Origin of the sequence: Novosphingobium malaysiense (genome assembly GCF_000802225.1) — a bacterium.
GTDB lineage: Bacteria > Pseudomonadota > Alphaproteobacteria > Sphingomonadales > Sphingomonadaceae > Novosphingobium > Novosphingobium malaysiense.
The window spans coordinates 42490-64919 of sequence record NZ_JTDI01000004.1 but is presented as its reverse complement, the minus strand read 5'-3'; the positions used below and the strand labels follow the sequence as shown (position 1 = coordinate 64919).

Sequence of the window (22430 nt, the reverse complement as noted above, 5' to 3'; positions counted from 1 at the left end):
CTAGCCGGGCAGGCCCTGCGCTTCAGCGTCCTCGGCCACGGGTGCCAGTTCGATCTGGTCCGACAGGCGCACGCCGTCGAGCAGTTCGGCGGTGGCATCGCGTACCTGCAGCATCAGGGCCCGCGTGCGGCAGTCCTTTTCCTCGACGCAATTCTTGCAGGTTTCGTGCGCAAAGCGGCTGGCGCAAGGCACAAGTGCGAGCGATCCGCGCATGACCCTGATCAGGTCGCCGTATGTGATGTCGATGGGAGAAACGCCGAGCCAGTAGCCGCCGTCCTTGCCCCGCTGTGAAGCGACAATGCCAAAGCGGGCAAGCTCGGATAGGATCACGGTCAGGAACTTGGCCGGGATGTTCTGTGCATCGGCAATCTCCGCGAGCGGAATGGGGCCTTTGCCATGCCTGTCGGCAAGGTGCTGCATGGCCCGAATCGCGTAGCGGGTTTTCTGAGAGAGCATGGCAGGGGCTATCTCGCGAAAGACGATCGCCGAGCCATGCTCCCAACCGAGCGGCGCCGTCAAGCGCCACCCGGACCTTTCTCAAGCAATCTGGTAGATTCTCTCGACATTGGCCTCGTCGGCCTTGTGGCCCGGCTTTTCCTTGCCGGCGATGGTGGTGCGGTGCATCACGCGCCCTTCGTCCGTGTAGGGCACCACGCGGTGCATCACGCCCTGGTTGTTCCAGATCACCAGGTCGCCTTCCTTCCACTTGTGGGTGTAGACGAAATCGGGCTGGGCGGCCCATTGCTGCAGGCGGGCGAGCAGGGCGCGGCCATGGGGGCCGGGCATGCCGACGATACCATCCGCATGGGTGCCGAGCAGAAGCGACTTGCGGCCGTCCTCGTGCGTCCACACCAGCGGCTGTTCCATGACGGCGGCCATGGCCTTGTACCGCGCCCGACGCTCCTCGCTGGGGTGGCCGTGAACGGGGCGTACTGCCGCTTCCACGCAGTGGACTACCGTGAGATCTTCGATCTCCCGTTTCTCCTCTTCGGGAAGCTTTTCCCAGGCGGCATAGAGATTGGCGAACTCTGTGGCGCCGCCGGAAGCCGAAAGCTTGCGTGCGGAAAGGACGGTGGCCTTGGGCAGGGGCTGGTCGATGGTGATGCCGTCTATGTGCCAGAAGAACGTTCCGAGCACGTAGTCGGGCTCAGAGTTCAGCTTGCGGTCCAGCGTGATCTTGTAGACGTCTGCCGTTTCCGCATCCGAACCGGGGACCTGCCGGGTGAAGTTCACGCGATCGCCCAGCTTGTCGGTGAAGGCGAGTTGCAATTCGTCGGAGACGTTGATCTGCGGGAACACCAGTACGCCGCGCTTCTCTAGTTCGGAGCGCACGGTTTCGATCGTCTCTTCGTCGAGCAGGTGGTCCGGCGAAACGTGGACAATGCCGCCGATCTGCGGCTTAACGGGTTCTACGGTAATGGACACGGTCTTGCGCTCCTCTCCCAAGGATTATGCTGTACAGGTGTACAGCTTGCGCGTCCGGAGGCCTCTTGTCCATCGGATAATTGCACCATGGCCTTCGTCAAGGCGATCAGAGCTTATCGGTCCGGCTCGTAATCCCATCCGTGGGTTTCGGTCATCACGAAGGGTACGGGGCGCCCATCCGGGCCGCGCGCGGGCTTGAAGCGGAAGCGATCGGTGATGCGGGCGCACGTCTTGCGGTCGAACTCGGGAAAACCGCTGGATAGCAGCACGCGGCAGTCGCTAACGCGTCCGTCGACGCCGATTCGGTAGCGCAGGCGCACCACGCCGCCATGGTGACGCCGCAGTTCCTTGGGAATTTCCCAGTAATGCAGCTTGCCTGCGATCTGCCGCGGATAGGTCGCGAGATCGCCGCGCCCGAATCCGGCTCCCGAACCGCTGCCGCCGGATCCACCTCCACCTGTGCCGCTTCCTGCACCGCCAGTTCCTCGCCCGGCCCCGTCGATCTTGGCCGTGCCCTGGTTGGCGGCTGATCCAGTTCCGGCCTCGGGGGCAGTGGGCACGGGGGGAGGGGGGGGCAGCGGTGGCTGCCTGGGCGGGGGCAGCACGATCTGTGCAGCCTCGTTCTTGCGGGAAGCCGGGGCGGGTTCGTCGCGTGGCGCGCCTGCCTTTGCGGAGCTCGGCTTGGACCTAGGGGGCGGCGTGGGTGTCGGAGAGGGGGCAGGCGGGGTGTTGCGCGTGGGCAGGATGGTCTCGAGCGCGCGTTGCGGCGCGTCGACGCTGGGAACGAACGAGAGTCCCAGAACGAGCGCCACCGTGCCCCCGGCAACTATGGCTGCAGCGGCCATTGCGGAAAGCGTCTGTTCCTTGCGGGATCTGCGCACGTTTCAAGCCTTCCTTGCCCCGTTTCGAAAACGGCCGGCACAGGTCCCGGTTTCCGGGTCAGGCTTTGAACAGTCCCTTGAGCCAGTTCAGAAGACGCGTGAACCACGAAGGGCGGTCCCTTGTGGCAGTGGGCGCCTGGCCAGGCGCTGCAGTACCTGCCTGCGCCTCGATCCTCGCCTTGAGCTCCTCGGCAAAGCCCTTGGCGAACTTGGGAAGTACAGGGCCACCCATGGCTTCCCACATCGGCGCCATCGGGCCGGAGCCACGCACCTGTACGGCAAGGTCCACGTGAGTGAGGCCGTCGGGCGTCGCGGCTGCCTCGTAGGAGCCGCCGCCTTCGACTGGGTCGCCCTGCAGCTTGAAGGTGAAGTCGACCCGTTCCGGCCCGGCCCAGCGCTCGACATGCACGGCGACTTTCACCGTGCGTACCATGGCGCCGACGCCGATCTTGAGGACCCAGAGCGAGTTGTCCTCGTCCTCAATCTGGCACGACTGGTAGCCTGGCATGATCTCCGCCCAGCGCTCGACGTCCTTGGCATAGGCCCATGTCACGTCGATGGGCGCGCGGATGGTGACGGTCTGGCGTGTCTCGATCAAAGCCCGAGCCTTTCCGCTTCCTTGGCCAGCAGGTCGCTGGGTTGTCCGGCAGCATGTTGTGCTGCAAGCCAGCCGTAGGTCATACCGCGCGCGTTGGAGATACCCGATTGCATCACCGCGCCGGTCTCCATCCGCGCCATCGAGTTGCCCGCGACGTAGAGGCCCGGGATCGGCTCGTCCTGCCAGTTCAGGACGCGGCCGTGCTCGTCGGCGAGAATGCCCGCCGAGGGAATGCCCGAGCCGCCGATGCGCTTGAGTTCGATGGCATAGAACGGTCCCTGTTCGAGCGGGCCGAGCACCGGGTTGGGCTTGTTGTTCTTGTCGCCGCACATCCAGAAGCTCCACGGCTGCTCGCCGCGCCCGAATGCCGGATCGCGGCCTTGCCGGGCCCCTTCGTTGAAGGTCGCCACGGTTTCCTCCAGAGCCGCGGCATCGATGCCGAGTTTGCGCGCCAGGTCGTCCAGCGTGTCCGCGATGCAGCCCAGCCCTTCGGGCCAGTCCATGCCCGGCAGGATCGAGCCGATCGGATACTTTGCGCGCGCCTGGCTGTCGAAGATCATGTAACACGGCATGTTGGGATGGGATTGGGTCAGGCCGTCGATCTGGTCGATCTTGTAGTAGAAGGAGCGGTAGAAGGCCTCGTTGCCGAAGCGTTCCCCCGCTTTGTTGACCACGATGATGTGCGGCTGGCCGATGATCTGCAGCGCGCTTCGCCACATCGGATAGCCCTCGGGATCCTCCTCGCCGGGCGATATGAAGCCGAGCGAGGTGACATCCGGCACGCGGGCCGTGCGGGCGCCCAGGGGCCCCGTAAGCCGGAAATTCGCGCCATCCACGGCCGAAATCGTCACGATGGTGCCGAGTTCGAGCTGCTGGCCGATGGTCTTGTTGTAGTCCTGACGGCGCTCGTAGCTCGAAACGGCGACCAGCACGCCCTTGCTGGCGCGGATGTTGATGTCCTTGCCGTCCTTCTGGGCGCGCACGCCGGTAACGCGCGATCCGTCCGCATAGATCTCCACTGCGCCTGCGCCGGTCATGATGTTCACGCCGCTATCAAGCGCGCCCTTGACGAAATAGGCGACCAGACCGCAGCCCAGGCAGCGTTCGTCGTTCTCGATACGCTGCGCCATCTTCGCAAAATCCCAGTGGATCATGTTGGCCACGCCGCCGCCTTCGTCGATGTCGGCGTGAGTCATCCCATAGGGCATCTGCGAGAGGCGGGTCTTTTCCGCCCAGTCCCCAAGCGACTTGCCGGGGAAGGGCTCCACCTCCAGCATGCGCCCCTCGGGCACGCCGTCGTTGCTGACCTGGTAATAGTAATCCGGGCAGCCGCGGATCGGCATCATCTTCAGGCCGATCTTGTCCTCGAACCACCTTAGCGCGGCAGGGGCGCTGGCCGTGAAGTTCAGAATTGCGGCATCGCTGCCGTAATCCATCGACAGCCGCTTGAGGTAGCGAAATCCGCTTTCGACGCTGTCCTCCACGCCGATCTCTGCGGCATGGTGATTGCCAGCGACCCAGACTTCCCCCATCGAGAGGGCAGTGACGCCGCCGACCTGATCGGCCTTTTCCAGCACCATCGCCTCGAGCCCCATTTCGCGGGCTGTGATTGCGGCGGAAAGCCCACCGATACCCGATCCGATAGCCAGAAAATCCGTTTCGACGTCCCAGGCCTGTGGCTCGTTTCGCAGCATTCTTGGCATCCTTTTCCAGCGGCATCCGCGGGCATTTTCCCTCGCTCGGGGAGATTCACCGCTCGCTATGTCTAATTAAGCACCTTTTACGTTTCAATGTCTTTTTTTCACCAAAACACAGGCGACTCTTTAGCGTCTAGGTCATTTTAGAGCACCTGATCAGTTTCAAATGTGCGGTCTCGGCGGGAATCCGTGCTGGTCGTTCCCGAGCGCTCGTGCTGGCTACCGGCCAATTCGTCGTCGCGGAACCATGATGCGGTCAATCCGTTATTCGCTGCAACAGAGACAAATGGAGAAGTTACTATGACTCTTCTGCTTATCCTGCTCGTCGGTGGCATCATCGGCTGGCTCGCTTCGATCCTTATGCGCACGGATGCACAGCAGGGCATCCTCCTCAATATCGTCGTCGGCGTCGTTGGTGCGCTGATTGCCGGCATCATCGTCAATCCGTTGATCGGCGGCGTGCCGATTACCAGCGGTTCGTTCGATCTGCTTTCGCTTTTCACTTCGTTCCTGGGTGCAGTCATCCTGTTGGCGATCGTCAACCTGTTCCGTCGCGGTTCGATGCGTTGAGCCGATTCGGCAGGTAACCACGGCGCGTGGGAGGTTTGTGCGTCCTTCCTTCAAAAAACGCACAACTCGTTGAACAGGGAAAAGGAAATTCCGGGATGAAAGCCATTACCGTGCCGCGTCTCGCGATGCTGGCCGCGGCAGCGGGCGCGCTAGGGCTCGCTGCCTGCAACGATCCTTCCGACGATGCGATCGAGCAACGTGCGGACGCGGTGGAAGAAGCATCCGATGCGGCCGCTGACGCCCTGAACGATCAGGCAGACGAACTGGATGGCGCCGCAGAGGACGCCATGGAAAGCAAGGCGGATGCTGTCGAACAGGCCGGCGAGGACAAGGCGGATGCCTTGGAAGAAAAGGCCGACGAGGTCGAAGATCAGAACTGATCGCGTTGTCCGGTCCTTCCCAAGCCCCTTGCGGGGAGGGCCGGCAACCGGGGAGAGGATGGCGGGAACCCCGCCATCCTTTTTCGTGTTGTGAGAGGGGTGGAGCCCGTGCCGTGGCTCGATATACGAGCTCGCAAACAAATTGACACTTTTGAACGCTTGAATTGTCCGGTCAGAACACAGACATACGTGGCTCGCACCCGGCGCCTTCGGGACAAAGTCCACGAGAAGCGCCGTCATCAAGCGTTCGTTAACCAGAACAGGAACTTTGCCATGACCATTGCCCTGATGCCGCTACCCTATGCGCAGGACGCGCTTGAACCGCACATCTCGAGCAAGACGCTCGAGATTCACCATGGCGCGCACCACAAGACCTACGTGGACAAGCTCAACGCTGCGATCGAGGGCACCGATAACGCGGGCAAGTCCGTCGAGGAAATCGTCAAGTCGTCTTCTGGCGGTCTGTTCAACAACGCCGCGCAGACCTGGAACCACGGGTTCTACTGGCAGTCGCTCTCGGGCGAAAAGACCGAGCCGAGCGAGAGCCTTGCCACTGCCATCAAGAACGATTTCGGATCGATGGACGCGTTGCTCGAAGCGCTGAGCAACGAGGCGGTCACCCATTTTGCCAGCGGCTGGGCGTGGCTGGTCGTCGACGGCGGCAAGCTCAAGGTCATGTCGACCCACGACGCGGGCACCGCAATCACCTCGGACGTGAATCCGCTTCTCACGATCGACGTCTGGGAACATGCCTACTACATTGATCAGATGAACAAGCGTCCGGCCTACGTGAAGGCGGTGCTCGAGAACCTGATCAACTGGAAGTTCGCTTCCGATAACTTCGACCGCGGAACCCCCTGGACCTATCCAGCCTGAGACCGGCAATCTCCCGGTGCGGGCCGCGCCCGGCCGCAGCGGGACAGCTATTGAGAGAAAGCCGCCTTGGGGCGGCTTTCTTTTTTTTGTGCGTGGTAGGGAAGGGGACTGCCCATTCGTGGAGCGGCCGCGACGCCCGGTCCTATCTGGCCCCCGCCTTGAGGGCATCGGGTTCCTGGTTGAGGGTCTTGGCGAGATCGGCTCGGGCGCGCGCGACGCGACTTTTCATCGTGCCGATCGGGCACCCGGCAATATCCGCGGCTTCCTCGTAGCTGAACCCTGAGGCGCCCACCAGAAGCACGGCCTCGCGCCGTTCGGGAGCGAGCCCCTGAAGCGCGGTTTCCATGTCATCCAGATGCAGCGGACCTTCCTGGTCTGCGTCCATGACCAGCATGCGCTCGGCCACGCCGTCGTCGATGTCGGTCTGACGCTTGTTGCGGCGCAGTTCCGACAGGTAATGGTTGCGCAAAATGGCGAAGGTCCAGGCGCGCATGTTGGTGCCTGGCTCGTACCGTTCTCGTGCAGTCCATGCCTTGATGGCGGCTTCCTGGACGAGATCGTCCGCAAAATCCGCTCTACCGGAAAGTCCGCGGGCAAAAGCGCGAAGATGGGGGAGCACGGAAAGCAGTTCCTTGCGGAATGCCTCGTCGGCGGCGCTCGGCTTGATCCGCTCAGGCATCGTCGCTGTCATCCAGCTTTTTCAGGAGATCCTGAAAGCTGTCCGGCAGCGGCTCATCTACCACGGAGTTGTAGAGCTTTCTCAACCCCGAGGCCCAGCCAGGTTCGCCGTCCTCTTGCGACTTGCGGACGTCGGGCGGGAAGCCCTTCACATTCCCGGAATGTTTTCGTCCATTGGGTTGGTTCAACACAAGCTCCCTTTCGCCGACCACCCTTGCTGACAGACCTTGGGGCGGTCAAGCCCCTCTACCCGCGTCGCAAACACGCACTCACGGGCCAGTCGACACCAAGGCACACGAACATTTGTCAGATGGGAACATTTCACTGGCTTCAAGGTTCCCCTGTTTGCAAAGAGTTGGCATATGGGCGCCGCGGCGTATCGGGTCGCCGGTCGGCGGGTCCAGGAGAGTGAATGGTGCGGGGTGATTGACCAGGCTTTGCTCGACAGGGTTCAGAAGCAGGCGTGGATTCACAAATACCCGCGTGGCTGGCCTTTCCTGCTTTTCCTTATTGCCAGCATCACCACGGCGGTCTCGGTCATGGCCATCGAGCGGGCCGACCGGCAAACTCGCCAGGTTGAACTCGATCGCAATCTGACCGAGACCGCCTCCGCGCTGCAGCGCCGGATTACCGAGAACATCGCCCTGCTGCGGGCCGGAGCTGCGCTGTTTGCGACCCAGGAGGATGTGACCCAAGACCAGTTCAGCGAATTTGCCGACGATCTTCAGGGAGACGGCAAGCTTTACGGGTCATTGGGCATGGGATGGGCACCGCTGGTGCCGGTCGATGATCTCGTGCCGCTGGAAGTGAAGATTCATACGGAGGGCCGGCCCGATTTCGTGACATACCCCCGCCCGGAACCCGACGACGTCTACGCCACGCCGATCGTCTACCTTCAACCGGCAACGCCGGACAACCGCCGCGCCCTTTCCTACAACATGTTTGCGGATCCCGTGCGACGGGCGGCGATGGAGAAGGCCATGGAACTGGGCAGGCCCGTTGCTTCGGGCATGGTCCACCTTGTCCAGGACAGACATCGACCCGACGCCGCGGGCTTTCTCATATACATGCCTGTCAAGTACGCGGGCAGCAGCAGGGGCAGTGTGAAGGGCTTTGTCTACAGCCCGTTCCAGGCAGAGAGTTTTCTGAATTCTGCAAGTGAACTCTATCGCAACAACGGGATCGAGGTGGCGATTTACGACGATCACGTCGCGCCTGAAAACCTGATGGCGGAACGCCGCGTAGAAGGGCGGACCGGCACCACGATGGAACGGCGGATAGACGTGGGCAATCATTCGTGGGTCGTCGAAGTCAGTGACAAGCAAGGGGGGATTCTTTCGCCCCTGTCCCGGATCACCCTGTTCTTCGGGGCGATTGCCTCTCTCATGGTCATGGCGATCGGTCGTCTCATCACCCGGCGCGCGGCTGAAGACCGACGCGTGCTCGACTGGTTGACCAGTCAGTCCTCCATTCGCAATTCGCTGACACGTGAGCTCAATCACCGCGTCAAGAACACGCTGGCAAATGTCCTGTCGATCGCGGCGCTGACGCGCCGCCGTGCCACGGATATCGACGACTTTACCGAAAGCCTCACGGCGCGCATCCGGGCGCTCTCGGCAACGCATGACCTGCTTTCACAATCCGACTGGGGCAATGCTGCTATCGGCGACATCGTCCGGTCCGAATTGGCGCCCTACATGGAGGGCAATGAAAGCCATGTGGAAATGGCGGGCCCAAGCATCAAGCTTGCTCCGAACGATGCGATGTCGCTCGGACTGGCTATTCACGAGCTGGCGACCAACGCGGCGAAATACGGTGCTTTGAGCACGATAGAAGGGTGCATCCACGTGGATTGGGAACTGCTTTCTCCCGAGTGTGCCGAAATCCGTTGGCGGGAAGAGGGCGGACCGCCGGTGACCGAGCCGCAAAAACGCGGTTTCGGCCGCGATCTCATTGAAAAGATCGTCGTTCACGAACTGAAGTCCGAAGTGGATCTGAAGTTCAATCCGGGCGGGGTCGAGTGCAGCCTCAAAGTACCGGTCCGCGCGGCCCGGGAATTTACTCTCAGGGCCGAGAAGGCCGCGAAAGCCGATCTGGAGACGTAAATTTTTCTGGCGGCTGACGTTCTGCCTTTTGGCTCGAAGCAAGGGTGCCGCTCGCGGGTCCGGTTGCCGTCGGCACCATTTTTAATCGAGACCGACCGGCGACGGGTTTTGGTCGCGAGCGAAACCATCTGATAAATATGTAGAAGCACGTATGTGCGGCTTGCAGCAATGAAAATGGTGGTGGTGCGAAAAGACTTCTGCGGGGCGATTTTCAGTTTGAAGCGACCGAGGAGTGAAAAAAGCCCATGGCACCAGCCATTTGCCTCAATGAGTGGCTAGCGGAGGTGGACAACCTTGCTCTCTCCTCGACGGCTGCGAACGCCGAGGCTCAGGCCGGCTATGTGCGGGCGATGGGCGTGCTCATGCGCATGCGGCCCGAAGGGCTGGCGGGCGAACGCCTTTCGCCGGACCGCGAGGCCGACGTCATGCGAAACGTGTCCATGGGCGCCTTCGAATCGGCGGCCCTGGGCCTGTTACCGAGCGATGCACGCATGATGACGTCGTCACCAGGACCGGGGCGACACCTTGCTACCGTGCGGCTGTTCGGACAGCGAGGTGAATCGACGTCATCGGGAAGCACTTTCGCCCTGGCGCTCGTCGGCGCCCTGGCGCTGTCGGTCGTCGATCACTACCACGAAGCCGTTAACGCCCTCTAGCCGCTCCGACCGCGAACCTAAATCTGTCTTCGATCAACTCAGCGGTTTGCTCGATCCGAAGAACAGGGCCTGGCTTATCGCGGCGCGAACGGTTGTTTCCTGGAACGGCTTGGTGACCAGATAGGTCGGTTCGGGCCGCTCTCCGGTAAGCAGGCGTTCGGGGTAAGCGGTAACAAAGATCACCGGTACGTCGCCGAACTTGAGAAGGTCTTCCACGGCATCGATTCCCGAGCTGCCATCGGCAAGCTGAATATCGGCCAGGACCAGGCCAGCCGGCCTACGTTCGAAAATTTCCAGCGCCTGGGCATGAGTGGCCGCAGTGCCGACGACGTCGTGGCCGAGATCCGTAACCAATCCTTCAAGCTGCATCGAGATGAGCGGCTCGTCCTCTATGATCAGGACGCTGGTGCGGCTCTCGCCTTCGATCTCGCGCACGGCCTGGGCGATCAGCACGTCGACCTCTTCCTCGGTCACGCCGAGGATCTGTGCCGTCTCCTCACGCGTGAATTCCTCCACAGTTGTCAGCAGCAATGCCTGGCGGTGGGTCGGCGCGATCGTGGCCAGGCGCGTCTTGGCGGCCTGTTCATGCGCGCTGTCGCTGCGCAGCTCCGCGGTCGGTTCCTCGACATGCCCGGTGGACCAGATACGGGTAAAGGTCGCGTACAGGGCTGCCCGGCTTTCGGCGATCTCCTCGCGCAGGGGCTGGTCGGCGAGCGCGGCTTCGAGAGTGGCGCGAACGTACGCATCGCCAGAGTGTTGCGAACCGGTGAGCGCGCGCGCGTAACGGCGCAAATAGGGCAACTGAACAGCAATCTGATCGGAGACGGACATTGAAATTCCTCAAGATTTGGGGGTCGAATGATCTTGTACGTTCAAAATGGCGCTATGCGCCGCCACCCGGAGTAAAGGTCTGACTCCAGTGCGAGCATAGGGCAACCGCAAAATTTTTTCTCCCGTGCCTCTTTCCCGGGAACCAAATTCACGCATTCCACGTTTGCCTCATATCACCACTGGCTCCCCCCACCCCACCCCCCGCAACCGGTGGTGACCCGATCCCGGAGGCCTCCGTCCAGAAATATCTGGACGGAGGCCTCAAAGTTTCTGGAGCACACTTGTTCCTGCTGGACCGCAATTTTTTCATTGTGGCTGTGCCGGAAAATAATGTGCGAGCCCTGGATTTCCTAGCATTTAAAGCGCGTTGCGTAGCTCGGCCTTGTTGGTCCCTTGCGTGATTGGGGAACTTTTTTCGTCCGACCGGCGTTTGCTTGTCATCTGGTTATTTAGGAGGGCATCGAATGACCGTAGCAACCGAAGCCGGAGCGGAAACCAAGGCGGCACCGGCCAAAGCTCTCAGTGATCGCAAGTTCAAGCAGGCACTGTCCGACGTAGCCCCGCATCTGCGTGCATTTGCTCGCGGTCTTTGCGGCTGCCGGGATCGTGCCGACGATCTGGCCCAGGAGGCTATGCTGCGCGCCTGGGCTGCGCGTGACCGCTATGCTGCGGGTACGAATTTCAAGGCGTGGACCTTCACCATCCTACGCAACCATTTCTATAGCGAAGCTCGCCGGGCCCGTTTCCATGGGGAGTATGACGAGATCGCCGCCGAGCGCATTCTTTGCGCAGAGGCCAGCCAGGAAAGCGCCATCGACTTGGGCGACGTGATCCGCGCGCTGACGGCCATTCCCGAAACATATCGGGAGGCTCTGGTGCTGGTTGCTGCTGGCAATCTCTCCTATGAAGAAATCGCCCAGATCTGCGGCATTGCGCTTGGCACCGTGAAGAGCCGGATATGTCGCGCTCGCGCGATGCTCGCAAATGTCATCGAGTCGGGCCAGCTTCCCGACTTCCGCCATAACTTCGTCCTGAAGGGCGAAGCGATCGACGCATTCTTCGCTGAATTGGAGAAGATTGCGAACGTCGACGAGAGCGGCCGTGTTGCCGCTTGATGCAATAGGGAAGATTGAACCGTGGGTGCTGCTACGGTAGCTGATAGCGGGAAGGTCCTCATCGTGGAGGACGAGTTCCTGCTGGCGCTGCAGTTGGAAGATATTCTCGAGGATGGCGGGCACGCCGTGATCGGCACCGTGCCCGACGCCGCCTCGCTGGCCAAGTTGGGCGATGCGCCCGATGTCGCGCTGGTCGACCTCAACCTTCGGGACGGCCTGACCGGGCCCGAAGTCGCCCGGCAACTGGCGCTGCAGTTCGGGGCGCGCGTCATCTACGTTACGGCCAATCCCAAGCAGATCGGATCGCCTGCACCGACGGCTGTAGGCATCGTCCAGAAACCTTTCACACGCGAGTCCATCCTGGCTGCAATCGCCTATGTCCTGGCGGGGTGCCCGGATACAAATCGTCCGGCGGAGCTCGAACCGCTCAATCAGGCCTGACCGGCCAAAAGCGGAAAGGGCACAAGCCTCGTGGCAAGTGAAGCCGTCCTGCAAGCCCTGCAGTACTACGGCGCCGGCGCAGGTGCGCTGGCTGCCTTGGTCGTCTCACTGGACCTTGGACGGCGCTGGACGGGATGGGGCTTCGTCATATTCGTTACGAGTTCGCTCGCACTCATAGCCTGGGGCTTTCTTGACGAGGATGCAAAGGGGATCGGGGCGCAGAACCTCATCCTCTTCGTGATCAACTGCATCGGCGTCTGGCGCTATCTGCTGTCGAAGCGTCCGCGAAAGCCCGAGTGATCCGAAATTACCAATCCATTTGACAAACGAGAAGGGGAGGGGGACCGAGGTCCTCCTCCCCTTTTCCGCGTTTGCTCCGACCTGGAGAGGCTGGATCAGACAGGGCCGACGGCATGTTCGCCCGCTTCATCCGGATGGATCTTCTTTCCGGAAACGAGTTTGTAGGCGCCCTTCAGGCCCATGTCGGAAGTCCAGACTTCGCCATCGGCGATATCGAAGCGCAACATCATCACGCTCGGATCGCTCTTGCCGTCGGGGAACCAGGCCTCCACCGCATTGCTCCAGTGCTGATTGCGAAGGCCGGCGTCGGTCTCTTCGACCAGCGTACCGTCGATGCAGGCGAAAACGTCGTGGCCCTTGGTCATCACCTGGCCGACCGCCTTGCCGCCGGAGGCAATGCGGTTGTCGCGCTTGCAGAAAAACCAGATCGCGTGGTGCGCGCTCTTGTCGAGCTGTGCGGTCATGGGTTCTGCATGATGCCGCGCACCTTCGAGCTGCATCATGATGAACGGGCTGGCGGCAAAGGCCTTCCAGAATGTTTCGCGGACGTCGCTGTCCATTGATTTGGTTTCCACAATAGCTCTCCTGATTGGACTCTCGTGGAATCAACGCGCCCGTACCCGCCGCGTTCCCCACAGTAATGGCCTGCAGGGAACGGCTGGCCGCATGGGTTATTCGCGTTCGTCGCCGGGCTTTTCAGCCTCGGCATTCGCAAGTTCCTTTGGCTTGCGCTTCTCGAACACCTTGGCGAGCCTTTGCTCCGCCTCTGCTGACAAGGTCTTCGCCGCGGCGGGGAACATGTCTTCTTCCTCTTCATCGATATGGTGAAGATAGCGGTGGCGCATTTCCTTGAACTTGGTGAGCCACGCACTCGAACTCATGTCGGTTTCGATCAGTTCGCCGAGAAAGTCGTCGATTTCCTTGTGTTCGGACACCGAATGGCGCGCCTCGTCGCGAAGCTCCGGGCAAGCCAGCATCGTTGCATAGAGCGATTCCTCTTCTGCCGCGGCGTGTGCCTGGAGCTCCTTTCGCAACTGCTCGAAAAGCTGCCGGCGCTCAGGCGTATCGCCATGGGTTTCGCCCAGTTCCTCGAGCAACTTGCGATGCTGGTCATGGTCGCTTTTGAGGTCCTTGAATATCAATGCATCTGCCATCGTCGGCGGCTCCTTTGATAGATCGCGTTCGTCATCGATAAAACGACCACGGGCGGCCGTGGTTGCAGTGCAACCGAACCGGCGGCGAACCTAGGCGTCGGAGCGCATGACCTGCGCTATCGCCCTGCGGATGTCGCCTTCGTTGTAGGGCTTGGTCACGATCGGAACCGACTTGAACCGCTCGGCCTGCATCGAGGTATCCCCGTAGCCGCTGGCAAATATGAACGGTATGCCCAGCTCCAGCAGCCTCGAGGCAACGGGTTCGCTGGTGTCCTTGCCCAGGTTCACGTCCAGCATGGCGAAAGCCACCGATGTTTCCTCGATGATCGCGAGTGCCGCGTTAACCGAGCCAGCGACGCGGCAGTCGTTGAAGCCAAAACCACGCAGAACGTCTTCCGTCTCCATGGCGATGATCACGTTGTCTTCCACGATCAATGCGACTTCAGATGCGGCGTTTGGCATGAGTTCGGATACCTCGGGCGGTTCGTGCACCAGATCGCGCTGTGCGGCGCTCGGTGTTTCGAAAGTGGATATGTGGTCGACAGGGACGAGGAAGAACGCGTGGAGGCCTTCTTCCGGATAGATCACCGACGCCGATCCGCCGAGTTCGTGCGGAATCGTGCGTTCGATGATGGCTGACCCGAAGCCGCGGCGCGTGGGCTGCTTGACTGCGGGTCCGCCATGTTCGCGCCAGTCTATTTCCAGTGCCCCGTCATCGTTGCGCCCGATCGTGATGGCGACCCCGCCTCGCGAATCTGAAAGCGCGCCGTACTTGCACGAGTTCGTCATCAATTCATGCACGACAAGCGCGAGCGTGGTGAATGCCGAAGGCGCGATGAGTGCGTCGGGACCGTCGATCATCACGCGATCGGCGCTGTGGCTGGCGTAAGCGGCGGTCTCCGTGCGGATGAGGTCGTACAGCGAAGACGGCGACCAGTCACGGCGCGTTACCTGGTCATGGGCGCGAGCAAGGGCATGGATGCGGCTGCCGACGAGTTCGGCGAACTCGTCGATGGTGCTTGCGCCTTCCTTGCTCTGCGAAACGAGCCCCCGGATGAGATTGAGGATGTTGCGCACGCGGTGATTGAGTTCCGCGATGAGCATGTCCTGTTGCTGGCCCGCCTGTGCCCGCTCCAGGCTTGCCGCATCCGACAGGCGCAGCACCACTTCCAGCAGGGTCACGCGAAGCGCTTCGGCCGCAGAGGTTTCCTCGACCGTCCATGGCCGCGAGTAGCCGCTTCGTTCCTCCTTCCAGAGCTCGAAACTCTTGCGCGGGGTGAGGCGGGCGCCGTTCGGGCCCAGCTCGATCGCCTTTTCCGGATTGCCGGCCCAATTGACTTCGCGCGCCTGTTCTTCGCGAAACAGGACGATGTAGTCGCGCGGTGTCCGGCTTACGGGCAGAGCCAGCAGACCCGCCGCCTTGTCCGACCATTGCGCTGCCGGAGCAAACAGCGCCGAGAGATTGTCCGTGGCCCAGACGGTGCTGGCGCCTGCCGTGTTGAGGAAACGGGCCAGCTTGGCGAACTGCTCCCGGTCGGGAGTCGATCCCTTGCTTACGAACCGCCCGTCGAACCAGCCGACAACGCCGTCGAAGGGGATGACGGTCCGGATCGATTCGGCGAAGCCGTCGAACTCCTCGAGCAGTGAGCCGCCCCCTGCGACCCTCGCCATGATCTGGTCATGCAGCCGCAGCGAACGCGAACGCATTTCCAGCGCGGCATCCGTCTCCTTCTGCTCCAGCAGATAGGCGAAGAATTCACCGAAGAGTTCGCTGGCGGTGCGCACCGAATAGGACAAGGTGAGCGGCGAATAGTGATGGCAGGCCATCAGGCCCCACAGCTTTCCGCGGCGCATGATGGAGACGGACATCGACGCCTTTACGCCCATGTTGCGCAGATACTCGATATGAATGGGCGATACCGCGCGCAATCCCGACATCGACAGGTCTAGCGGATCGCCGTTGGGCCCGGTCGCCGGGTGGATCGCGACGGTCGGGTCGTCGACGTCGCTGATAATCCGCAACATGTTCTTGGCGTAGAGCCGTCGTGCCTGCGCCGGTATGTCGGAGGCTGGAAAATGCAGGCCCCTGAAACTGTCGACCGTTCCGTTGAGGCTCTCGGCAACGACTTCTCCGGCGCCGTCCTCGTTGAACTGATAGACCATCACACGGTCGAAGCCCGTCAGACCGCGTAAGTGGCGCGCTGCGCTGGAGCACAATTGCTCCACGCTGTCGGCTTCGCGCAGGCGGTTGATCATCGGCCTGACATAGGAGACGTAATCTCGCCGGTGTCCGGCTTCGTGTGGCTCGATTTCGACGACGAAGGATCGCCCCGAGCGGTGGACGGCAATGTCGAACATGCGCCCGTCGCCCAGCAGGTCGATTTCGAACAACCGCTCGACCGTGTTCGCATCCCCGGCCAGCTGCAGGCGCGAGCGTATATCGTGCATTGTGCCGGAGGGAATGAAGTCGGTGGCAGCAAGCCCGACCATGTCCTCAGCCGAATGCCCGAACAGGTCTTCGCAATTGTGCGAGACGTGATTGATGATCCAGTCGTCCGCGAACGACATGAGCCAGCCAAAGCTCTGGATGCGGCCTATGATGTGGATCGGTTCGATATCGCAGGTGGTCAGGTCCACCTGATGCATGTCTTCAGCCATCGACCCCCATTTCTTTCAGGCTCTCTTCGGCGGGGCTGACGGCAAATGCCCGGGCGAAAGTGTCAAAACTTGCGAGTGCGGCAGCTGGCACCGCTTCGCAATCAAGCGCGGTGAAGGCGTGTTCCCGTAACCAGGGCAGCAACGCTTTCCAGCAGGCGGGGCCACTGTCGTCTTCCATGTATCGGGAGCGAAAGCCTTGCTGTTCGCCCCAGTACCCCTGGCGCCGGATCACCGCGAGCCCGAGACGCGAGCCGGCAATGACATAACCGACGCCTGCGGCGCTTCCGGACGCGGCGATTTCGGGCGGAGTGGCAAGTGTGGGCAGGGCGGCGGATTTCATGCCGAGCCGGTGAAGATCGTCGCGCAGCATGTCGAGGTAGTCGGGCGCGGCCAGTCCCAATTCTTCTTCGACGAACCGGCGGAAGACTGCCTGCAAGGGTGCCAGCCCTATCGCGTGAGCCGAGAGGAACCGGATCAGGTCAGCACGACGATCAAGCACCAGCGACCCGAAAGCGGCATCCAACCGTTCATGGGACGGCCCCGTGCGTTCGCGCAGGAGCGCGAGCATGTCCGGCGACGTGCGCGCCGCTCGACCGCCGCCTACAGCATGTTGCATTGCGCTGATACGCATAGACTTCCCGCACAAAGGATAACTGTTGGTCGATTGGCCATCACGACCGGCAAATCCAACACGCCGGTTGGCGAAATGTTCCACGGGAACGCATAAACCTTCGTCGAGAGGGCGTCTGTTCACTTTTGTACGCAGCGATGGAACCGTAGCGGCGGGCAGGGGTTGATGGTCATGTTGAAGCCGCACGCCCCTTGAGGATGCCACACATGCCGCAGTTCACATCCCAGCCCCTGGCCCAGACAGCCGTTGCTCCACGGAGCGACCTTCTGGACGTGTTGCGTCCCGAGGAGCGGGCGCTGTTCGAGCAATATTGCACCAACGGCTGGATGAAATCGGGTTCCGTCATCTACCAACCGGGCGACACCGTGGAATTCTGCTATCTACCTACGGGATCTGCCCTGAGTTCGTTCTTCGTTGAGCTCGACGACGGAACTGCCGTGGAGACCATTCTCGTGGGTCGCGAGGGCGCACTTGGAGGAATTGTGAGTCAGGGAACCTTGCCTTCCTACGCCCGTGCCAATGTTCTCCATGAGGGCCTCTTCCGACGTATCGCCATGCGCGACCTCGAAGCTGCAAAGCGCGCCAGTCCGGCCATTGCCAACCTGTTCGCCCGCTATGCCGACTGCGTGATGGCCCAAGTGTTCCAGTCGATCGCGTGCAACGCAGTGCACACCATCGAGCATCGCGCCGCCAAGTGGCTGGGGGCGGCGATCGAGCGCACCGGCAGGACCGACGTGGCGATGACCCAGGAGCAGTTGGCTTCGATGATGGGCATTGGACGCAGCTATGCCAGTCGCGTCCTGCAACGGTTCAAGCGCGACGGGCTCGTGCGCACGCGCAGGGGCGGCATCGAAGTGCTCGATCCGGACGGGTTGCGGGGACGTGCGTGTAGCTGCAACGACCAAGTGAATGCGCATTTCGACCAAGTGCTGGGCGGCGTATACGCATCCGCTCGCTGAGGAGGAGGAGCGTTTGCTCTCGAATCCCCAACTGTCCGAAACCTGTCATAGTAAAGACGCCAAACTGCCAATTTAAAACTCTAGCAGAGTCGCCGCTAACACTAGAGCGGGGCTGTGACCTAGATGTCCGATACTCTCATAGAAAACGGTTATACCGACGGCGACGTCGACACCAACCAGACTACTTCCGTCTCCCTGGAAACTCTTGCCGACGCGCGATACTCGCGCCGCCAGGCCATATTCGGCGGGGCCAAGGCCACCAGCCTCGCCCTGATGGGAACGACGATGCTGGCCGCGTGCAATGAAGACAACAGCGAATCGACCCTCGTCGTGTCTGCCGGGCAGAACGCGGCGACCAGCGCCGGCCGCGTCGTGATCCTCACGGGCTCGGTTACCGCAGGCGATGCGAACGTCACCTCGTCGGCCTGGGCACAGAATAGCGGGCCGGACGTCGACCTCGTGGTCGATGGGCTTACCGCCACCTTCATAGCGCCTGCCGTCGAGACCGCGACAGACCTCACCTTCGGTTTCGCGGTGCAGAACGCCGATGGCGAGGCCGCGAACGCGACGACGACCATCCGCGTCTCGCCGGCCGTTCTCGGCTTTTCGGCCGTTGCGCACAGCCTTGACGACATCGTGGCGGTCCCCTCGGGCTACACCGTCACTATCATGACCCGCCTCGGCGATCCGCTGGCCGCAGGCGTGGGGGCCTATGCCAATGACGGCACCGACGGCGACTTCGCCCAGCGCATTGGCGACCATGGCGACGCTCTGCACTTCTTCGGGCTGTCCTCGTCCGGCACGCGGGACGACGGCAGTTCGACGCGCGGCCTGATGGTGCAGAACCACGAGAACCTGAATGTCCAGTATCTGCATCCCAATGGCCCGACCAATGTCTCGACCGGCCCGCGCCCTGCGGACGAGGCCAAGAAGGAAATCGAAGCGCACGGTGTATCCGTCTCCGAATACGTCGATGGCGGCGACCGGCAGTGGACGTACGTGGCCGACAGCAGCTTCAACCGCCGCATCACGCCGATGACGCCGATGCAGATCATGGGGCCCGCCGCCGGTTCGGCCATGCTGGCGACGGCCTACTCGGCCAACGGGACTGCCGGTCGCGGCACCATCAACAACTGCGCCAACGGCATTTCCGGCTGGGGTACGAACCTGACCTGCGAGGAAAACTGGGCCGGCTACTTCCGCCGCGACGCTGCCGACGTGGCGCTGCGCACCGAGCGCGAACTCACTGCACTGGCGCGCTACGGCGTCTCGGTACGGACCGGCAATTATGCCTGGTCGACGGTCGCCTCGACCGATCCGATGTTCACCAAGTGGAATGCGACGATCACCGGTGCGACGGCTGCCGACGACTATCGCAACGAGCCCAACCAGTACGGCTGGGTGGTCGAGATCGATCCCTACGATCCGAATTCGACCCCTCGCAAACGCACCGCCCTTGGCCGCTGCGGCCATGAAGGTGCCTTCGTGCGGATCGCTGCCGGCCAGAAGGTCGGTGTCTACATGGGCGACGACAGCCGCCGCGAGTACCTCTACAAGTACGTCTCGAACGCCACGTGGGATGCAGGCGATGCCAATGCATCGGATCGTCTCTCGGTCGGCGACAAGTATCTCGACAACGGCACGCTCTACGTTGCCAAGTTCGAGGCGGACGGCACGGGCACGTGGCTGCCTCTGGTTTTCGGTTCGGTACCGAACCGTCCCGCCGTCGGCACGACGCCGGAATACGTCTTTGCCGATCAGGCCGATATCCTGATCAACGCGCGTCTCGCCGCGGACGCGCTTGGGGCAACGCCGATGGACCGCCCGGAATGGACGGCTGGCAACCCGGTGACTGGCGAGATCTATCTCACGCTTACCAACAACAACGCCTCGAACCGTCCGCTTGACGGCACCGATGCGGCCAACCCGCGCCACTATGGCGACCCGAAGCTCTCGGGCTCGACCAGCTACGGCAACCCCAACGGCCACATCATCCGCCTGCGCGAGGATGGCGACGACACCGCCGCCACGACCTTCGCCTGGGACATCTACCTGTTCGGTGCCGATGCAACCGACTTTCCGTCGGATGCCAGCGTCAACGTTTCGGGTCTCACCACGGACAACGACTTCTCGAGCCCGGATGGCTTGTACTTCTCGCGCGACTCCAATCCCGCGGGCCAGATCAATCCGGTTCTCTGGATCGAGACCGACGATGGGGCGATGACCGACCGCACCAACTGCATGCTGCTCGCGGCCCTGCCGGGCCATGTGGGCGATGGCAGCGCGGTCACGCTGACCAACAAGGATTCGACCGGCGCGACGGCGCAGCAGGCGACCATTGCCGGTACCCCGGCTACGGCAGCCAACCTGCGGCGATTCCTGGTCGGGCCCGCCGAGTGCGAGATCACCGGCATCGACATGACGCCGGATGGCCGCACGCTGTTCGTCGGCATCCAGCACCCGGGCGAGGATGGCACGCCCGCGGCACCGACCAGCCACTGGCCTGACAGCCAGGCCGGTACCACTGCCACGACCGTGCGCCCGCGCTCGGCCGTGATTGCTATCACCAAGGACGATGGTGGCGTAATCGGCCTCTAAGAGGCTGCGCTAGTCAGTCTGTCCCAAGGATGTCGGGGAGGGGGCCTAGCCTTCTGCCCGACATGCTTTTCGACCCAGATCTCCGCTTCACCGGGTGCGGGCCGGAATTTGATCTAGGCCCTTGTTCAGCACGACGCCCGGTTCCATGCAGAGCGGATGGACAAGCCTCTCACTCTTACACTGAACGGTGCCGCCGGCACGGTCACCGGCTCCTGCCACGAATTCGTTTACGGCAAATCGCGCATCCTTGTCGATTGCGGGATGTTCCAGGGCTCGCGAACGCTCGAAGGGCTCAACGCGGAGCCGTTCGCGTTCGATCCGCGGCATATCGACGCCGTGGTGCTGACCCATGCCCATATCGACCACTCCGGGCTTCTACCGAAACTGGCTGCGGAAGGCTTTACCGGGCCGATCTGGTGCACGCAGCCGACGGCCGATCTTCTCGAATACATGCTGGCCGATTCCGGGCGCATCCACGAAGCAGACACCGCTCGCCGCAACCGCCGTCGCGATCGGGCCGGGGAGGACCCGATCGAGCCGCTCTATACCGAAGCCGACGCCATGGCGGCTTGGGGCATGTGCCGCCCGGTCGAGCTGGAAGAATGGTTCGAGCCGGCGCCGGGGTTTCGTGCCAGGCTCTGGAACGCAGGGCACATCCTCGGCTCGGCTTCGGCGGAGATCGAGGCGAATGGGACGCGTGTCATGTGCTCTGGCGATCTCGGCCCGGACAACAAGGCCTTTCATCCCGATCCCGAAGGTCCATCGGGCTACGACCACGTCCTTTGCGAAAGTACATATGGTGACCGCAGGCGCGAACCGGTGACGATCGAGGCCCGCCGCAAGGTGCTGGAAGCGGAAATCCGCGGCGCGCTCGATCGTGGCGGCAATCTCATCATTCCCAGTTTCGCGCTGGAGCGTACGCAGGAACTGCTGCTGGATATCGTCGAACTGCTGCGTGCCAAGGCGATCCCGCCCGTGCCGGTATTTATCGATTCTCCGCTGGCGAGCCGCGCCACCAGTGTGTTCAAGCGTCATGCCGCCGAACTGGAAGACCTGCACGGATCCTGCGTCTTCGAGCATCCGCAGCTCCACTATGTGGAGAGCGTGCAGGAATCGATCCGGCTCAATTCGGTGAGCGGGGCGATCATTCTCGCGGCCTCTGGCATGTGTGAAGGCGGACGCATCCGCCATCACCTGATTCACAATCTCTTCCGGCGCGAATCGACCGTGCTCTTCGTGGGATACCAGGCAGCCGGTACGCTGGGGCGGGTGATCCTTGACGGCGCGCAGCGCGTGCGCATTTCCGGACAGGACGTCCATGTGCGCGCAGCCATCCGCCGCATCGATTCCTACTCCGCGCATGCGGATCAGGGCGAGCTGCTGGATTGGGTCGCGGCCCGCGCGCCGATCAGGGGCAGCCTGTTCCTTGTCCATGGCGAGGAAGGGGCTTTGCAGACCATGAGCCGGCTCGCGCAGACCAGGGCTCCCGATGCGACCATGGTGGTGCCGGCTATCGGCGAAACCTGGGAATTGCCTGCCGGCGGCCCGGCCCGGCGTTTGAAGACCGGCCGCGTGGAATTGGCCACGGCCATCGATCACGACTGGCAGAATGCCTATGCCGATTTCGTCACCGGTCTGAAGCGCGATCTGGGACGGATCGGCGACGATCAGGCACGCAAGGAGGCTCTGGCGCAGATGCGCAAGGTGCTCGACAGCTACGCGGCGCACAAGGATGGGCGGCGTCGACGTACGACGAGTCATGCATCTCGCGAGCGATGACGCATTCTGCAGTCTGGAACTCGCGCGCGGGATACCTTAATAGACATCTGTGTTGAGTAGCGTCGGCGGCAAAACCACGGCGCGAAGGATAAGGCCGC

Annotated in this window: 23 protein-coding genes; 11 read left to right on the top strand and 12 right to left on the bottom strand. The window is 62.4% G+C overall.

Annotated elements, in window-relative coordinates:
- From LK12_RS14635 to LK12_RS14615, 5 genes are all read right to left on the bottom strand, one after another.
- Complete coding sequence (locus LK12_RS14635) at window positions 1-456, bottom strand: RrF2 family transcriptional regulator (protein ID WP_039286065.1); 456 nt, start codon at window positions 454-456, stop codon at window positions 1-3.
- A gap of 81 nt (window positions 457-537) precedes the next feature.
- The gene (locus LK12_RS14630; protein WP_039285603.1) at window positions 538-1425 is read right to left on the bottom strand and encodes a TauD/TfdA dioxygenase family protein; all 888 of its coding nucleotides are present in this window, start codon (window positions 1423-1425) and stop codon (window positions 538-540) included.
- A 113-nt stretch (window positions 1426-1538) separates the two neighbouring features.
- Window positions 1539-2306 (bottom strand): energy transducer TonB, encoded by a 768-nt coding sequence (locus LK12_RS14625; RefSeq protein ID WP_039285600.1) that lies wholly within the window; start codon window positions 2304-2306, stop codon window positions 1539-1541.
- A 58-nt stretch (window positions 2307-2364) separates the two neighbouring features.
- On the bottom strand, window positions 2365-2904 hold the full coding sequence (locus tag LK12_RS24950; RefSeq protein WP_039285598.1) for a CoxG family protein: 540 nt from the start codon (window positions 2902-2904) through the stop codon (window positions 2365-2367).
- Complete coding sequence (locus LK12_RS14615; RefSeq protein WP_039285596.1) at window positions 2901-4598, bottom strand: FAD-binding protein; 1698 nt, start codon at window positions 4596-4598, stop codon at window positions 2901-2903. Before LK12_RS14615 ends, LK12_RS24950 begins: the two co-directional genes overlap by 4 nt.
- A gap of 303 nt (window positions 4599-4901) precedes the next feature.
- Here LK12_RS14615 and LK12_RS14610 point away from each other — a divergent pair, with 303 nt between their 5' ends.
- From LK12_RS14610 to LK12_RS14600, 3 genes are all read left to right on the top strand, one after another.
- Complete coding sequence (locus tag LK12_RS14610) at window positions 4902-5171, top strand: GlsB/YeaQ/YmgE family stress response membrane protein (protein WP_039285592.1); 270 nt, start codon at window positions 4902-4904, stop codon at window positions 5169-5171.
- Window positions 5172-5266: 95 nt separating this feature from the next.
- Window positions 5267-5551 (top strand): hypothetical protein, encoded by a 285-nt coding sequence (locus LK12_RS14605; protein WP_039285589.1) that lies wholly within the window; start codon window positions 5267-5269, stop codon window positions 5549-5551.
- Window positions 5552-5824: 273 nt separating this feature from the next.
- Complete coding sequence (locus LK12_RS14600; protein WP_039285585.1) at window positions 5825-6427, top strand: superoxide dismutase; 603 nt, start codon at window positions 5825-5827, stop codon at window positions 6425-6427.
- A gap of 142 nt (window positions 6428-6569) precedes the next feature.
- On the opposite strand, the gene LK12_RS14595 is transcribed toward LK12_RS14600, so the two are convergent.
- Together LK12_RS14595 and LK12_RS24670 are read right to left on the bottom strand one after the other, a co-directional pair.
- On the bottom strand, window positions 6570-7106 hold the full coding sequence (locus LK12_RS14595) for a sigma-70 family RNA polymerase sigma factor (protein WP_039285582.1): 537 nt from the start codon (window positions 7104-7106) through the stop codon (window positions 6570-6572).
- Complete coding sequence (locus tag LK12_RS24670) at window positions 7099-7296, bottom strand: NepR family anti-sigma factor (protein WP_407938168.1); 198 nt, start codon at window positions 7294-7296, stop codon at window positions 7099-7101. The genes LK12_RS14595 and LK12_RS24670 overlap by 8 nt, the downstream gene beginning before the upstream one ends.
- Window positions 7297-7527: 231 nt before the next feature.
- Here LK12_RS24670 and LK12_RS14590 point away from each other — a divergent pair, with 231 nt between their 5' ends.
- Both LK12_RS14590 and LK12_RS14585 read left to right on the top strand, forming a co-directional pair.
- Window positions 7528-9210, top strand: a complete 1683-nt coding sequence (locus LK12_RS14590) for a CHASE domain-containing protein (protein WP_039285579.1) — start codon at window positions 7528-7530, stop codon at window positions 9208-9210.
- Window positions 9211-9455: 245 nt separating this feature from the next.
- Entirely contained in the window at window positions 9456-9866 is a 411-nt protein-coding gene (locus tag LK12_RS14585) for a hypothetical protein (RefSeq protein ID WP_039285577.1), read from the top strand.
- A gap of 33 nt (window positions 9867-9899) precedes the next feature.
- Here LK12_RS14585 and LK12_RS14580 read toward each other — a convergent pair whose 3' ends face one another.
- The gene (locus LK12_RS14580; RefSeq protein ID WP_039285574.1) at window positions 9900-10697 is read right to left on the bottom strand and encodes a response regulator; all 798 of its coding nucleotides are present in this window, start codon (window positions 10695-10697) and stop codon (window positions 9900-9902) included.
- 464 nt (window positions 10698-11161) lie between these two features.
- Between LK12_RS14580 and LK12_RS14575 the strand changes: the two genes are divergently transcribed.
- The 3 genes from LK12_RS14575 to LK12_RS14565 are packed head-to-tail and all read left to right on the top strand — an operon-like array spanning window position 11162 to window position 12553.
- The gene (locus LK12_RS14575) at window positions 11162-11812 is read left to right on the top strand and encodes a sigma-70 family RNA polymerase sigma factor (RefSeq protein WP_039285572.1); all 651 of its coding nucleotides are present in this window, start codon (window positions 11162-11164) and stop codon (window positions 11810-11812) included.
- Between the two features lie 21 nt (window positions 11813-11833).
- The gene (locus tag LK12_RS14570) at window positions 11834-12253 is read left to right on the top strand and encodes a response regulator (protein ID WP_039285569.1); all 420 of its coding nucleotides are present in this window, start codon (window positions 11834-11836) and stop codon (window positions 12251-12253) included.
- A gap of 30 nt (window positions 12254-12283) precedes the next feature.
- Window positions 12284-12553: a hypothetical protein gene (locus tag LK12_RS14565; RefSeq protein WP_039285566.1), complete on the top strand. Its 270-nt coding sequence runs from the start codon at window positions 12284-12286 to the stop codon at window positions 12551-12553.
- Between the two features lie 95 nt (window positions 12554-12648).
- Here LK12_RS14565 and LK12_RS14560 read toward each other — a convergent pair whose 3' ends face one another.
- The 4 genes from LK12_RS14560 to LK12_RS14545 all read right to left on the bottom strand — a co-directional run bounded on the left by LK12_RS14560 (window position 12649) and on the right by LK12_RS14545 (window position 16981).
- Window positions 12649-13128 carry a pyridoxamine 5'-phosphate oxidase family protein gene (locus LK12_RS14560; RefSeq protein ID WP_231568365.1) on the bottom strand — a complete coding sequence of 160 codons (480 nt, stop codon included), beginning with the start codon at window positions 13126-13128 and terminating at the stop codon, window positions 12649-12651.
- A gap of 96 nt (window positions 13129-13224) precedes the next feature.
- Complete coding sequence (locus LK12_RS14555) at window positions 13225-13707, bottom strand: hemerythrin domain-containing protein (RefSeq protein WP_039285560.1); 483 nt, start codon at window positions 13705-13707, stop codon at window positions 13225-13227.
- Between the two features lie 90 nt (window positions 13708-13797).
- Window positions 13798-16365, bottom strand: a complete 2568-nt coding sequence (locus tag LK12_RS14550; RefSeq protein ID WP_039285557.1) for an HWE histidine kinase domain-containing protein — start codon at window positions 16363-16365, stop codon at window positions 13798-13800.
- Window positions 16358-16981 carry a biliverdin-producing heme oxygenase gene (locus LK12_RS14545; RefSeq protein WP_052223436.1) on the bottom strand — a complete coding sequence of 208 codons (624 nt, stop codon included), beginning with the start codon at window positions 16979-16981 and terminating at the stop codon, window positions 16358-16360. The genes LK12_RS14550 and LK12_RS14545 overlap by 8 nt, the downstream gene beginning before the upstream one ends.
- 221 nt (window positions 16982-17202) lie before the next feature.
- Here LK12_RS14545 and LK12_RS14540 point away from each other — a divergent pair, with 221 nt between their 5' ends.
- The 3 genes from LK12_RS14540 to LK12_RS14530 all read left to right on the top strand — a co-directional run bounded on the left by LK12_RS14540 (window position 17203) and on the right by LK12_RS14530 (window position 22332).
- Window positions 17203-17955, top strand: coding sequence for a Crp/Fnr family transcriptional regulator (locus tag LK12_RS14540; RefSeq protein WP_231568364.1), 753 nt, complete (start codon window positions 17203-17205; stop codon window positions 17953-17955).
- 123 nt (window positions 17956-18078) lie between these two features.
- Window positions 18079-20553, top strand: coding sequence for a PhoX family protein (locus LK12_RS14535; protein WP_039285555.1), 2475 nt, complete (start codon window positions 18079-18081; stop codon window positions 20551-20553).
- 156 nt (window positions 20554-20709) lie between these two features.
- The gene (locus tag LK12_RS14530) at window positions 20710-22332 is read left to right on the top strand and encodes an MBL fold metallo-hydrolase RNA specificity domain-containing protein (protein ID WP_039285553.1); all 1623 of its coding nucleotides are present in this window, start codon (window positions 20710-20712) and stop codon (window positions 22330-22332) included.
- Window positions 22333-22430: the final 98 nt, after the last annotated feature.